We start from the raw sequence: 13267 nt of genomic DNA, 5'->3' as shown, positions 1-13267 counted from the left end.
GCGGAGGCCAATACCCGCGGGTAACAAACAGGGGAAAGGCGGACGAACAGCTGAGCCGGACTCAACCGTCGTGGTCGGCGGCGGCGTTGAGGGAGGTGATCAGCGAGCCCAGTCTGGAGTTCCAGTCCTGCGAGGTCCGCCCGTCGATGGCGTGCTTCTTCGCGAGGTCCCGGACGGTCCGCTGGGCGTTCTTCAACTCCTGCGCGGCGTCGTCCGGTTGACCCTCGTTGAGGCGGGCCGCGGCGTCGTCCAGGGAGTGCAGCAGGTCGACCTGACGGTCGCGCTCCTTGCCGACCTGGGTCTGCGCGACGGCCTGGCGCAGGGCGTTCAGCTGGACGGCCGGGCTCTGGGCGCGCGGCGGGGCCGGGGTGGCCGGCGTGGTGGGGGCCGCGGCCGTGGTGGTGGGCGCGGCCGGCGTGGTGGGGGCGGCCGACGTCGGGGCGGTCGCCACGGTCTGCGACGGTTTGGGGGCGGCGGTCGGCTTCGCCGGGTCGTCGAAGGCGGTGAGCGCCAGCATCGCGGCGCCGGCGATGCCGACCAGGCCGAGGGCCCCGAGGACGAGCGGCTTGCGCCGGCTCTCCCGCTCCGGGGCGGCGGGCTCCCGGTCGAAGGACGGCGAGCCGAACGGCGGCCGCGCCGGGATCGGCGCCATCACCGAGGTGGCGGCCTGGACCGGCCCGGGCGGCACCGGCACCGGCGGCAGCAGCTGGGTGGCCTGGCCGGCCGAGGCGCCGGCCAGCAGCTCGCCGGTCGGGTCGCCGACCACCAGCCCGGGTATGCAGGCGAGCAGCTCGGCCCGGGCGGTCGCGGCGTCCGCCGGGCGGTCGGCCGGGTTCTTGGCGAGCAGCCGCAGCACCGCCGCGTCCAGCGCCGCCGGCACCCCGGCCCGGTGCGCCGACGGCGGCAGCGGGGCCTCGCTGACGTGCTTGAACGCGATCGCCACCGGGGTCTCGGCGGTGAACGGGGTCGCCCCGGTGAGCATCTCGGTCAGCACGCAGCCGACCGCGTACAGGTCGGTGCGGCCGTCCAGCTCGGACGCCGTGGCCTGCTCGGGCGAGAGGTAGGCCGCCGTGCCGAGCACCGAGGCGGTCTGGGTGAGGTTGTTGGAGGAGCCGGCCCGGGCGATGCCGAAGTCGACGACCTTCACCCCGCCGTCGTCGGTGATCATGATGTTGCCGGGCTTGATGTCCCGGTGCACCAGGCCGGCGCCGTGCGCCACGGTCAGCGCCTCGCAGACGGCCGCCGCGATGCCGACCGCCCGCTCGACCGGCAGGCCGGGCTGCTGGGCGAGCACGGTGGCCAGCGAGCGGCCCTGCACCAGCTCCATGACGATGTACGGCGAGCCCTCGTCCACGCCGGAGTCGAAGACCATGACGATCCGCGGGTGGACCAGCATCGCCGCGTGCTGCGCCTCGCGGCTGAACCGCTCGGCGAAGCGCGGGTCGTCGGCGAGGCCGCCGTTGAGGACCTTGACGGCCACCTGGCGGCCCAGGACGTGGTCCACGCCCCGCCAGACGGTGGCCATCCCGCCGACGCCGAGTAGCTCGACGAGTTCGTAACGCCCGTTGAGCGCCCGTCCGATCACCTGGAACTCCCCTCACGTGCCCTGCCCGGGGTCCCGGACCGCCTCGTGCACCTGTGCACGATAGCCGCCGACGCCAACGGGCTCCGGAGGTGTGTCCGCCGCCACACCCTGCGGGGGCACCCGCAGGCTGCCGTACCGCTGCATCCGCTGCCAGCGCAGCCGGGAGCCGGCCAGTGCCGTGAACACCGACTGGATCACCACCAGGTACATCAGCTGCCGGTAGACGAACTGCTGCAGGGGCAGGCTCCACAGCGGGCCGAGCCGCTCCTTGTCCAGCCGGAACGCGTACCCGCCCATCAGCAGCTGGAGCAGCAGGAACGCGGCCCAGAGACCGATGATCCGCACCGGGTCGAGGAAGGCCAGCCCGTACAGCGCGAAGACGTCCACCACCGGGGCCAGCAGCGGCAGCAGCACCTGGAAGGTCAGCAGGTAGCCGAGGCCGCGGCGGCCCAGCTTGCCCGCCTGGCCGCCCTGGCGCAGCGCGCCGCGGTGCTTCCACATCGCCTGCAGGGTGCCGTAGCACCAGCGGTAGCGCTGCCGCCACAGGGCGGAGAGCGAGGCCGGCGCCTCGGTCCAGGCCTTGGCGCGCTCCTCGTAGACGACCCGCCAGCCGTCCCGGCAGAGCGCCATGGTCAGGTCGGTGTCCTCGGCCAGGGTCTCGTCACCGACGCCGCCGACCGCGAGCACCGCCGAGCGGCGGAAGGCGCCGACCGCGCCCGGGACGGTGGGCATGCACTCGGCGAGGTCGAACAGCCGGCGGTCCAGGTTGAAGCCGACCACGTACTCGATGTGCTGCCAGCGGCCGAGCAGGCCGCCCCGGTTGACCACCTTGGCGTTGCCGGAGACGGCGCCCACCGACGGGTCGGCGAAGGGCTGCACCAGCATCCGGACGGCGTCCGGCTCGAAGACGGTGTCACCGTCGACCATCACCAGCAGCTCGGCGCGGGCGGCGGCGATGCCGGTGTTGAGGGCGGCCGGCTTGCCCGCGTTCTGCTGCCGGATCACCCGGACGTAGGGCAGTCGCAGCGACTCCACCAGGTCGGCGGTGCCGTCGGTCGAGCCGTCGTCCACCACGATGATCTCGACCGGGTGGTCGGAGGCGAGCAGCGAGCGGACGGCCGCCTCGATGCCGGCCGACTCGTTGTAGGCGGGGACGATCACGCTGACCGGCTCGGTGACCGGCGGGCCCCACGGGTTGCGGCGGCGCAGCTTCTTGTGCCGGCGGGCGGCGACCAGGACGGCGGCCGCGCGCAGCACGCTGACCGCGCCCGCCGCGTACAGCAGCCAGCCCAGCACGGTCAGCGTCCAGTCGCCGGTGCGCAGGACCTGGATCAGGGCGAGGCCCTGCCAGTGCTCGGCGCCGGTGGCCGGGTGGACCGGGTCGGGCAGGCCGACCGACTCGCTGACCGTGGTGAAGCGGAAGCCGCGCGCCTTGAGCCTGGGGAGCAGGCCGTCCAGTGCGGCGACGGTCTGCCAGCGGTTGCCGCCGGCGTCGTGCAGCAGCAGGATCCGGCCCTCGTCGCCGGCCCCGGCGGAGGCCGCGTCGATGATCTCGTCCACGCCCGGGCGGCGCCAGTCCTCGCTGTCCCGGGTGGTGAGCACGGTGAGGTAGCCCTCGCGGCCGGCCTGCCGGACGGCGGACCAGGCCGGGTCGTCCAGCGCCTCGGCGGTGGACGAGTACGGCGGGCGCAGCAGCGAGCTGGTCACCCCGGCGGCGCCGGCCAGGGTCAGCTGGGTCTCGCGCAGCTCCAGCGAGCGGCGCCACTCCGGCTGGGTGCCGAGGTCGGTGTGGGTGAAGGTGTGCACGCCGATCTGATGGCCCTCGGCGACGATCCGGCGGACCAGGTCGGGGTGGGCGGCGGCCTGGGTGCCGACCACGAAGAAGGTGGCGTGCACGCCGTTGCGGCGCAGGGTGTCCAGGACCTCCGGGGTCCAGCGCGGGTCCGGGCCGTCGTCGAAGGTCAGCGCGACGGTGCCGGGCTTCGGGCCGGCGCTGCGGGGCTGCGGGCCGGCCGCGTCGATCACCGGGCCGCCGGTGCGGATCTCCTCGGGAACGGTCGCCGCGCCGGCCGGGCGGGCGTCCTGGTCGGGGCGGTGGTCGAAGAGGTGCTGGGTGTAGCCCTGGAGCACCAGGGTGGCGGCGAGGGTGAGCAGCAGGGCGCTCAGCAGCAGCCAGTGGGTGCGCAGCGGGCCCTGGCGGACGACGCCGCGCCGGCCGCGTCGGGGGGCCGGCGCGACGGCGCGGCCGGGACGGCCGACTCTCCGGCGGCGGGAAGTGCTCACGGGGGTGCTTTCGGGAGGGCCTGAGCGGGTGCCGGGGGGGGGGCGGGCACCCTCTCAGGGGGTCGGGGACGGCTTGCCGGCCTTGCCGCCGGTGTTGCCGGAGTTGCCCGGCGCGTCGGTGGGGCGGCCGTGGCCGGGGGTCGGGGCGGCGGTGGGGGCACCGGTGGCGTTCCCGTTGCCGTTCCCGCCGGGGGTGGCGGCGGGCGGCGGCGCGGACGGACCGGCCGCCGGGGCGGGCGGCCTCGTGGTGGCCGTCTCCGGGGTGCTGTTGCGGTGATCGGGTGCCGTCGCGCGCGCCGAACCGGGCTGGACGCTGTCCGGCCCTGGCGTGCCGGTGATCGTCGGCTCCGGGTCCGGGGGCTGCTCGGCGGGCGCGGGCGCGGCGGCGCTCGGCGCCGCCGGCAACGGCAGGAAGGGCGCGTTGACGGTGGGGCCGCCGAGCACCGTGCTGGCCAGCAGCACCAGGTAGCCGGCGGCCGGCACGGCGAGCACCAGGCCGAGGCGGCGGACCCGCCGCTGGCGGCGGCCGGAGGAGTCCACGAACACCGGGGGGGCGGTGGTCTCGGCTGCCTGTTCGGAAGGAAAGGCGGCCGGGGAACCGGGCAGCGGATCCCCGGCCGCCGGCTCGTGGTCGTACAAGGCGACGGTCACGGTCGGTCCAGGTCTGTCGATCGGGGTGCGGCCCGCCCGACTGCGGGCGGACGGGCCGCACAGGGTCCGGTCCCGGCCGGACCGGGGGCGCGTCCGGGGTGCGCCTGCCGGTCCGGCCGGGGCCGGCCGGGCGGACGGCGGGCACGGGGGAGCCGACCGGCCACCCGGGGTCTGTGGGGTGGAGCGGGGTACTGCGGGTGGTGCGGTGGTGCGGTGGTGCGGTGGTGCGGTGGTGCTGGTGTTGCGGGTGGTTCGGTCCGGATGGGCGGCGGGCCCGGGGGGATTCGCCCGCCGCCCATCCGGAGTTCTCGGGGTTACCTCTTGGGTGAGGCTTCGACCGGCTTGTCCGTGAGGTCCGGCTTCGGGTGGACCTCGGGGAGCGTCGGCACGACGGGCACGGGCGGGGTGGTCGCCGTGGCCTTGCCGCCGGTACCGCCGCTCCTGCCGTCACCACCGCCGGTGTTGCCGCCGGTGGTGCCGTTCGCGTTGCCGTTGGTGCCGTCGTTGCTGCTGCGGGGCTGCGGGGTGGCGCCCAGGCGGTCGTCGTCGCTCGCCCGCCGGAGAACCTCCCCGCAGTACTCCTCCACCTTGTCCGGACCGCCGGCCGCCGCGACCAGCGCGCCGAACTGCGGGTCCGTGACCAGCGTGCGCGGGCGCTCGCCCTTGCCCGTCCGGTCGGTGAACCCCCGGCAGAGGGCGATCTGGGCACTCGGAACCGACCCGCCCCTGGCCTCGCCGGAGGCCGGGGCACCCGGCGACGAGGGCTTCGCCGCCCCGGTCGACGGCTCCGCGGCCGACGGGGCGCCGGTGGACGGCCCGAAGGCGGGCTGCCGCGCTCCCGGGCCACTGCCCGGCGTACCGGACCCGGCCGCCGGAGCGGACGTGCCGGCCACCGTCGGCTGGTGGTCCGACCCACCGGACCCGCCGAGCGGGGACGGCAGGTTGCCCGTACCGGCCGCGACCGCGACGCCACCGAGCGCGGTGGCGCCGAGCACGACGGCAACGGCCTTCGTGCTGAAGGCCCTGGCCAGCGTGGCGGTTGCCATCGATCGTCTCCGGACGGGTGAAGCGGATACAGCGGGGGCGGGCGCGAGACGAGCCTCCCGGAACGCGGCCAGGGCCGCCTCCTCCCCGGCCAGTTCGCCCGCCACCGCAGGAGCGGCGGCCGCCGCCAGCACGTGGGCCACTGCCGTGTGCCCGGTCCTGGCGTCCGGTCCGGTGAGCGAGGCCTCCTGCCCGGCCGACGGTCCGCCCACGGCGCCGCCGAGCAGTTGCTCGGCCGTGTCGGGGTCGATCCGGCGGGATCGGTTGGTGCTCATCTCATGTCCTTCAGCGTCGCGGCCCGGTGTTCTGTCACACCCTGCGCAGAATTTTTTTTCCCGGCTCTTCCGGCCCCCCGGTCGGCGGCTCTGCGGGGGGCCGGAGCACCCCGCGAACCGGCTCGTCCCGTGGACGGCTGGGCCGGCTGCCCGGTCGGCCCAGTCGCCGGCTGCTGCGCCGGAATCCCCACCCCGCCGGGGAAGGACTGCTCCAGCAGCTTGGCCAGCCGGCGCAGCCCCCGGTGGGCCGCCATCCGCACGCTGCCGGACCGCTTGCCGAGCACCTGGGCGGCGCTCTCCGCGTCCAGCTCCATCACCACCCGCAGCAGCACCGCCTCCGCCTGGTCCCGCGGCAGCCGGGAGATCAGCGCCAGCGCGTCCGAGGTGCCGACGGCGGTCAGGGCCGCGCCCGCGGTGTCGTCCCCGGCGGCCAGCTCGGACAGGTACTCGAACGGCAGGTCCGCGACCGGGCGGCGGCGCCGGGCCCGCAGGTGGTCCAGGGCCCGGTTGCGGGCGATGGTGGCGGCCCAGCCACGGAAGCCGTCCCCGTCCCCGGAGAAGGTGCGCAGGTCACGGGCGATCTGCAGCCAGGCTTCGGAGGCGATGTCCTCGGCGTCCTGGACGTCCTCGGGCCGGCCGCCGACCAGCACCCGGAGGTAGCGGAGCAGGCCCGGCTGGACGCTGCGGAACAGCAGCCGGAACGCCTCCTCGTCGCCGTTCTGGGCGGCCCGCACCGCCTCGGAGAGGTCGGCCGGGGCGCCGCCCGGGGCGGACGGGGGGTCTGGGTTCGGCACCGGTCCGGACCGGCCGGCGGGCCTGTCGCTGCCCGCTCCGGGGCGTTCTGCACTCTGCACCCGCCACATGATGCGCCATCCGGGCGACTCCGTCCGACACACCGGTGCCGCGGACGCCCCCGCCCCTGCCCGCCGCGCCCCCGGAGCCGGGCGGGTCCGGACCCGAGCGGGCCGCCGGGAGTCCGCGGACGGGCCCTTGGTCCCGCGGATCGCCGGCCTTCGTCCACGGCCCCGGCGGGCCCCGCTGCCTACCGTGGAAAGCGGCCGGGCGGTCCGGACGAACCCCCCGCCCCTGCGGCCCCACCAGCCCCGACCGCTCGTGTCCGCCCCCCGGCGCGAGCCGCGCCCCGACGCGCCCCGGCCGTCCCCACCGGCCGCCCGCCGCCCCGGACGAGCGCCCACCGGACGTTCTGCCTCCCCGACGAGACGCACTGGGCGCTGCTCGGCCTGGTCGACCGGCACGTCGACGGCCGGGTCCGCTCCACCTTCGACCTCAGCCCGGGCTTCCTCTCCGCCGAGGACCACCGCTTCCACGCGGTGCGCTGCCTGGACACGCCGGGCCGCGAGCTCTGGTCCTTCGACCGTACCGGCCGGTGAACCCGCAGGCCGGGGGCGGTGTCACGGTGCCCGCCGTGACAACTGTCATGCGGATCCCGCAACGGACGGCACTGCGCTGGCGGAGGGTCGGACCGGAAGAGTGGAGGCACGACGCGGGCACCGGCCCGCGGCCGAGCAGCCAGTCCGGGGAGGACCCACCGTGAGCCAGACCATCAGCGCCCCCGCCGCCGTCACCACCGTCGAGGCCGCCGGGGCGCCGGGCCGGGCCGGCTCCGCGTTCGGCCCGCTCGTCCTGGACGTCGCCGTCCCGCTGGCCGGCTACTACCTGCTGCACTCCGCCTTCGGGATGAGCGAGTTCGCCGCCCTCGCCTGGAGCGGGGCCGTTCCGGCCGTGCGGACCGTGCTCGGCCTGGTCCGCGAGCGCAGGCTCAACCTCTGGGCCTCGATGATGCTCGGCGTCAACGTCCTCGGCCTGGCGCTGACCACCGTCACCGGGGACGCCCGGCTGATGCTCGCCAAGGACGGCGCGCTCAGCGGCGGTCTCGCCCTGGCGGTCCTCGTCTCCGCGCTGATCGGCCGGCCGATGATGTCCCCGGCGCTGATGCCCTTCGCCACCAAGGGCGACCGGGCCCGCTCGGCGGCCTGGCAGCGGCTGGCCGGGGGCCGGGCGGCCGGGTCCCGCGCCTTCCGCCGCCACGAGCGGCTGTTCTCCGGCATCTGGGGCACCGCCCTGCTGACCGAGTGCGCGGCCCGGGTGGTCGGCGCCTTCACGCTGCCGGTGTCCACCATGGCCTGGCTCTCCACCGTGTTCCTGGTGACGGCGATCGCCGCCGGCTCGGTGCTCGGCCAGATCGCCGCCGACCCGATGGAGAAGCTGGTCAGCGCCGAGACCGCCGAGCCGTCCGCCCGCTGACGCCCGGTCACCCGCCCGAGGAACCATCCGGCCGCCCCGGGAGTCGTGATAACGAGGGGGTAACGGACCCCCGGCAAGAAACGGGGATCTGATGAGCCGGACGCACACGCCGACCACCACCGAGGACCGCGCCCTGGTCTGGGACGGCTGCCTCAACGTCCGCGACCTCGGCGGCCTGCGCACCACCGACGGCGCCCGCACCGCCCACCGCGCGATCGTCCGCGCCGACAACCTGGACCGCCTCACCGCCGAGGGCTGGGACGCCCTCCTCGACCACGGCATACGCACCGTCGTCGACCTGCGCGACCTCGCCGAGCACAAGCCGCTCCTCCCGCTCCCCGACGGCGTCGAGCTGATCCGCGTCCCGCTGGACGAACTGGCCGGCTCCGCCTGGTGGGAGACGTACGGGAAGCTGGACGGCACCCCGCTCGCGCTCCGCCCGTACCTGGACCACTGCCCGCACGCCGCCGCCCGACTGGTCACCACCGTCGCCGGCGCCCGCCCCGGCGGCGTGGTCGTGCACTGCGGCGCCGGCCGTGACCGCACCGGACTGGCCGCCCTCCTGCTGCTCGCCCTCGCGGGCACCGAGCCGGACGAGATCGTCGCCGACTACCTGCTGAGCGCGCCCAACGTCCGCCCGCTGTACGGCATGCTCGGCCTGCCGGACCAGTACCGCCGGATCGACGCGGTGCTCGCCGAGGCCGGCACGACCGCCGAGGCCGCCGTGCACGCCGCCCTCGACGGCTTCGACCCGGCCGGCTACCTGCTCGCCGCCGGCGTCGACCCGGCCGCCCTGGCCGCCGTCCGCGCCCGGCTGCTGGGCCTGTAGCAGCTCGCGTTCGCCGGGCACCCGGCACCTCGGCCTCCGGCCGGGTCAGGGCCCGCGTGCCCCGCGCGACTCCCCCGGCCCGCCGGGCCGTCCGGACCCGCTCTGGCAGACTATGGGCGTGATCTTCCGTACCGCCACCCGCCAGGACCTGCCCGCCGTCATCGCCCTGCTCGCCGACGAGGACCGGGTGATCGACCCGGCCGACGTGGTGGTCGACGAAGCCTACGCCCGCGCCTTCGCGGCCGTGGACGCGGACGCCCGCAACGAGCTGATGGTGCTGGACGAGGGCGACGGCACGGTGCTCGGCTGCCTCCAGCTCACCTACATCCCCGGGCTCGGCCGGCACGGCGAGGAGCGCGCGCTGGTCGAGGCGGTCCGGGTCCGCGCGGACCGCCGGGGCGCCGGCCTCGGCCGCGAGCTGCTGACCCGCGCGATCGCCCGGGCCCGGGGGCGCGGCTGCACGCTGGTCCAGCTGACCAGTAACAAGCGCCGCGGCGACGCCCATCGCTTCTACGCCTCGCTCGGCTTCGCGCGCAGCCACGACGGGTTCAAACTGGCACTCTGACCGGCCCGTTGGACCCGGCGGGTCCGGCGGGCTCGGCGGGCTCGGCGGGCTCGGCGGCGAAAATCGTTCGCCCACCGCCGGGGCGGCCGCGATACTCGGCCGCATGGTGGACTTCTCCGATTTCGACACCCGCAACTACCCGACCGTGGACGTCCGCACCGGCTACGCCCGATGGGTGGAGACCTACGAGCGCACCGTCGAGGACGCCATGGACCTCGCCGTGCTCGACCGGCTCACCACCCCCGCCTGGGCGGAGGTCACCCGCGCCGCCGACCTCGGCTGCGGCACCGGCCGGACGGGCGCCTGGCTCCGCGCGAAGGCCGCCGCCGGCCTGGTGCTGGACGGCGTGGACCTCACCCCCGAAATGCTGGCGGCCGCCAAGGAGAAGGGCGTCCACGACAGCCTCACCGAGGCCGACGTCGCCGCCACCGGGCTCCCGGGCGGCGGCTACGACCTGGCGATCTCCTCGCTGATCGACGAGCACCTCGCCGACCTCGGCCCGCTCTACCGCGAGGCCTTCCGGCTGGCCCGCCCGGGCGGCCGCTTCGTCCTGGTCGGCCTGCACCCGTACTTCATCATGGCGGCCGGCATGCCCACCCACTTCACCGGCACCGACGGCGAGGACATCGCCATCACCACCCACGTCCACCTGGTCTCCGACCACCTGACCACCGGGCTGGCGGCCGGCTGGACCCTGGTGGAGATGGCCGAGGCGGTGGTGGACGACACCTGGATCGCGCTGAAGCCGAAGTGGGAGAAGTACCGCAGCCACCCGGTCTCCGCCGCCTACGTCTGGGAGAAGCAGGCCTGACGGACGCCGGACGGAGCCCAACTCGGAACATCGTCAACTGATGGTTGACGACCCTCGGGTCGACAACCTACGGTTGACGCATGGAGAATCCGATCGTTCCCAAGACCACACCGCTGCGCCTCGACGACCTGATCGAGGCCATCAAGAAGGTGCACACCGACGCGCTCGACCAGCTCTCCGACGCGGTCATCGCGGCCGACCACCTCGGCGAGCTGGCCGACCACCTGATCGGCCACTTCGTCGACCAGGCCCGCCGTTCCGGTGCCTCCTGGACCGATATCGGCCGCAGCATGGGCGTCAGCAAGCAGGCCGCCCAGAAGCGGTTCGTCCCCAAGGACCCGGGCACGCCCGCCGACCTCGACCCCGGCCAGGGCTTCAGCCGGTTCACCCCGCGGGCCCGGCACGTCGTGATGGCCTCGCAGGAGGAGGCCCGGGCGGCCGGCAACGCCGAGATCGGCACCGGGCACCTCCTGCTCGGCCTGCTCGCCGAGCCGGAGGGCCTCGGCGTCAAGGCGCTGGCGGCCCAGGGCGTCACCCCGGGCGCCGTACGGGAGGCGGTGACCGCCGTCCTGCCGGCCGCCGCCGAGGAGGTCCCCGGGCTGATCCCCTACGACGCCGAGGGCAAGAAGGTGCTGGAGCTGACCTTCCGCGAGGCGCTCAAGCTGGGGCACAACTACGTCGGCACCGAGCACATCCTGCTGGCGCTGCTGGAGCAGGAGAACGGCGCCGGCGTGCTGACCGACCTCGGCGTGGACAAGCCCGAGGCCGAGACCTTCACCGCGGAGGCGGTCGCCGCGTACATCGCGGCGCGCGCCGAGTCGACGGCCTGAGCCGGGGCGCGCCGCCCCGGGGCGGCGTCACCGGTGCTGCGGGGCACCGGAGTTCCGGAGCCCCGCGGCACGCCCCGCGCCCCGCGCCGCGGTCACGGGCGCGGCAGCGGGCTCAGAAGCCGGACACGTGGGTCGTGATGATCCGCACCCGGCCGTCGGCGGCCGCCTCGTTCGCCGCCCGCAGGCGCAACGACCGGGCCGGCCCGAGGAGTTCGAGGGCCTCCTCGTCCGTGACCCAGCGGTAGTCGTCCAGCTCGCCGGCCGGGACGGTCACGGGGGTGCCGTCCGGGACGGTGCCGAAGTCGAAGAGGAAGTGCTCGGCCGGGTGGTCGAGTTCGCCGGACGGGTGGGTCCAGGAGATGGCCAGCAGGTCGCCGGCCGGCCGGACCAGCCCGGTCTCCTCGGTCAGCTCACGCGCCGCGCACTCGGCCGGTCCCTCGCCGAGGTCGATCGTGCCGCCCGGGAACTGCCAGTGCTCCCGGTACCCGGCCTTCACGATCAGGATCCGCCCCGAGGCGTCCCGCAGGACGCAGCCGGCGGCCGCGTAGACCCGTGGCAGGGACGCCAGCCACTCTTCCTTGGACTTCAACGGCTCGGCCGACACGCGGTCCTCCTCCGGCGCAGGGGCAACTGCGCCCCACTCTGCCATCCCCCGGCCGGCGGCCGGGGTCGGCGAGCTCATCGCCCCCGCCGGAGGAATTCTCCGGCAATCCGCCGGCAGGCCGATGAGCCGGGCCCGCCGCGCCGGTCCAACCTCCGTGAACACCGACCGGGAAACCCCCCTGCCCCCGGCGCTGACGTGTGACGTCGGCGCCCTCACCGCCCCCGACCTGGCCGTGGTCGACGCGCTCGCCCGGCTGCGGCTGGCGGCCGCCCGGCACGGCGTCCGGGTCCGGCTGGAGAACGCGAGCGGCCCCCTGCGGGAGCTGCTCGCGTTCAGCGGCCTCGGCTGCGTGCTGCCGGTCGAGGACGCCGGACCACCCGGCTCCGAACCGCTCGACTTCGGGCCGCCCGGCTCCGAACCAGCCGGCTTCCGTCCGGTCGGCTCCGAACCGGCCGGCTTCCGTCCGGTCGGCCGCGGGCTACTCGGCTTCGAGCCGGGGCGGGAGGCCGAAGAGCGGGAAGAGCACGTCGGTGTCGAGGAAGTTGGTGAGCCCGGTGATCCGGCCCGCTGACACCTCCGGCACGATCAGCGCCCACGGCTCGTGCCCGCCCGCCGGGCTCGGCCGGTACTGCCCGAACGCCGGAACACCGTTGGCCCGCACCGGAACCAGCCGCGAACCGCGGCAGCCGCACCCCGGGCCGAGCATCCAGGCGCGCAGTTCCTCCCGCCCCCGCAGCCACATCTCGTACGGCGGCATGTTCAGCGTGACGTCCTCGTGCAGCAGCGCGGCCAGCCCCTCCATGTCGTACGCCTCGAAGGCCGAGACGTACCGGGCGAGCAGGGCCTGGTGCTCGTCGTCCAGTGCGGGCGCCGTCCGCGCCGCCGGGGCGTCCGCCGCGAGCACCGCACGGGCCCGCTGGAGCGCGCTGTTGACCGAGGCCACCGTGACCCCCAGCAGTTCCGCGACCTCGGCGGCCTTCCAGCCCAGCACCTCGCGCAGGATGAGCACGGCCCGCTGACGGGGCGCCAGCCGCTGCAGCACGGCCACGAACGCCAGCCGGACCGACTCGCGCTGCGCGGCCACCTCGGCCGGGTCCCCCGTCTCGGGCAGGACCCGGCCGTCCGGCGCCGGGCCGATCCAACTCACCTCGGGCAGCTGGGCGTCGGACGCGGTCGCCACGGTGGACGGGCCCGCCAGGTCCATCGGACGGGCCCTGCTGTTGCGGCCGTTCAGCGCGTCCAGGCAGACGTTGGTGGCGATCCGGTACAGCCAGGAGCGCAGCGCCGCCCGCCCCTCGAACCCCCGGTGGCCGCGCCAGGCCCGGACCATCGTCTCCTGCACCGCGTCCTCGGCCTCGAAGACCGAGCCGAGCATGCGGTAGCAGTAGCCCGTCAACTCCGTCCGGTACCGCTCCAACCGGAGCTCGACCGGCTCCTCCGTCATCAGGTCGGCCATGCCGCGCCCCCGTGTGCTGCCCCGAGCGAATGATCGCCCCGAAACGTACCGCAGACCACCGACGGCGGC

General features: G+C 75.7%; 13 protein-coding genes. 6 read left to right on the top strand and 7 right to left on the bottom strand.

What is annotated here, in order from left to right; genetic code table 11:
• Positions 1-61 precede the first annotated feature (61 nt).
• The 5 genes from ACFVHB_RS02235 to ACFVHB_RS02215 all read right to left on the bottom strand — a co-directional run bounded on the left by ACFVHB_RS02235 (position 62) and on the right by ACFVHB_RS02215 (position 6632).
• Positions 62-1585, bottom strand: coding sequence for a protein kinase (locus ACFVHB_RS02235; RefSeq protein WP_380314338.1), 1524 nt, complete (start codon positions 1583-1585; stop codon positions 62-64).
• A 12-nt stretch (positions 1586-1597) separates the two neighbouring features.
• Positions 1598-3868: a bifunctional polysaccharide deacetylase/glycosyltransferase family 2 protein gene (locus ACFVHB_RS02230; protein WP_380314337.1), complete on the bottom strand. Its 2271-nt coding sequence runs from the start codon at positions 3866-3868 to the stop codon at positions 1598-1600.
• A gap of 54 nt (positions 3869-3922) precedes the next feature.
• Entirely contained in the window at positions 3923-4519 is a 597-nt protein-coding gene (locus ACFVHB_RS02225; protein WP_380314336.1) for a hypothetical protein, read from the bottom strand.
• A gap of 314 nt (positions 4520-4833) precedes the next feature.
• Positions 4834-5838, bottom strand: coding sequence for a hypothetical protein (locus ACFVHB_RS02220; protein ID WP_380314335.1), 1005 nt, complete (start codon positions 5836-5838; stop codon positions 4834-4836).
• Complete coding sequence (locus ACFVHB_RS02215; protein ID WP_380314334.1) at positions 5835-6632, bottom strand: RNA polymerase sigma factor; 798 nt, start codon at positions 6630-6632, stop codon at positions 5835-5837. The genes ACFVHB_RS02220 and ACFVHB_RS02215 overlap by 4 nt, the downstream gene beginning before the upstream one ends.
• Positions 6633-7389: 757 nt before the next feature.
• Here ACFVHB_RS02215 and ACFVHB_RS02210 point away from each other — a divergent pair.
• The 5 genes from ACFVHB_RS02210 to ACFVHB_RS02190 all read left to right on the top strand — a co-directional run bounded on the left by ACFVHB_RS02210 (position 7390) and on the right by ACFVHB_RS02190 (position 11138).
• Positions 7390-8103, top strand: coding sequence for a VC0807 family protein (locus tag ACFVHB_RS02210; RefSeq protein WP_380314333.1), 714 nt, complete (start codon positions 7390-7392; stop codon positions 8101-8103).
• Positions 8104-8194: 91 nt separating this feature from the next.
• On the top strand, positions 8195-8932 hold the full coding sequence (locus ACFVHB_RS02205; RefSeq protein ID WP_380314332.1) for a tyrosine-protein phosphatase: 738 nt from the start codon (positions 8195-8197) through the stop codon (positions 8930-8932).
• A 112-nt stretch (positions 8933-9044) separates the two neighbouring features.
• A complete protein-coding gene (locus ACFVHB_RS02200; RefSeq protein WP_380314331.1) occupies positions 9045-9497 on the top strand; it encodes a GNAT family N-acetyltransferase in 453 nt (150 codons plus the stop codon).
• Positions 9498-9600: 103 nt separating this feature from the next.
• Complete coding sequence (locus tag ACFVHB_RS02195) at positions 9601-10308, top strand: class I SAM-dependent DNA methyltransferase (RefSeq protein ID WP_380314330.1); 708 nt, start codon at positions 9601-9603, stop codon at positions 10306-10308.
• An 80-nt stretch (positions 10309-10388) separates the two neighbouring features.
• Entirely contained in the window at positions 10389-11138 is a 750-nt protein-coding gene (locus ACFVHB_RS02190) for a Clp protease N-terminal domain-containing protein (RefSeq protein WP_380314329.1), read from the top strand.
• A 112-nt stretch (positions 11139-11250) separates the two neighbouring features.
• On the opposite strand, the gene ACFVHB_RS02185 is transcribed toward ACFVHB_RS02190, so the two are convergent.
• Positions 11251-11742 carry an NUDIX domain-containing protein gene (locus ACFVHB_RS02185; RefSeq protein ID WP_380314328.1) on the bottom strand — a complete coding sequence of 164 codons (492 nt, stop codon included), beginning with the start codon at positions 11740-11742 and terminating at the stop codon, positions 11251-11253.
• A gap of 154 nt (positions 11743-11896) precedes the next feature.
• Between ACFVHB_RS02185 and ACFVHB_RS02180 the strand changes: the two genes are divergently transcribed.
• Positions 11897-12313: an STAS domain-containing protein gene (locus ACFVHB_RS02180; protein WP_380314327.1), complete on the top strand. Its 417-nt coding sequence runs from the start codon at positions 11897-11899 to the stop codon at positions 12311-12313.
• Here ACFVHB_RS02180 and ACFVHB_RS02175 read toward each other — a convergent pair.
• Positions 12221-13198: a sigma-70 family RNA polymerase sigma factor gene (locus ACFVHB_RS02175; RefSeq protein ID WP_380314326.1), complete on the bottom strand. Its 978-nt coding sequence runs from the start codon at positions 13196-13198 to the stop codon at positions 12221-12223. The genes ACFVHB_RS02180 and ACFVHB_RS02175 overlap by 93 nt on opposite strands.
• Between the last annotated feature and the right edge of the window lie 69 nt (positions 13199-13267).

Source organism: Kitasatospora sp. NPDC127111 (assembly GCF_042677465.1).
GTDB lineage: Bacteria > Actinomycetota > Actinomycetes > Streptomycetales > Streptomycetaceae > Kitasatospora.
Note: the sequence above shows the minus strand (reverse complement) of the source record. Positions and strands in the feature narration are given on the sequence as shown.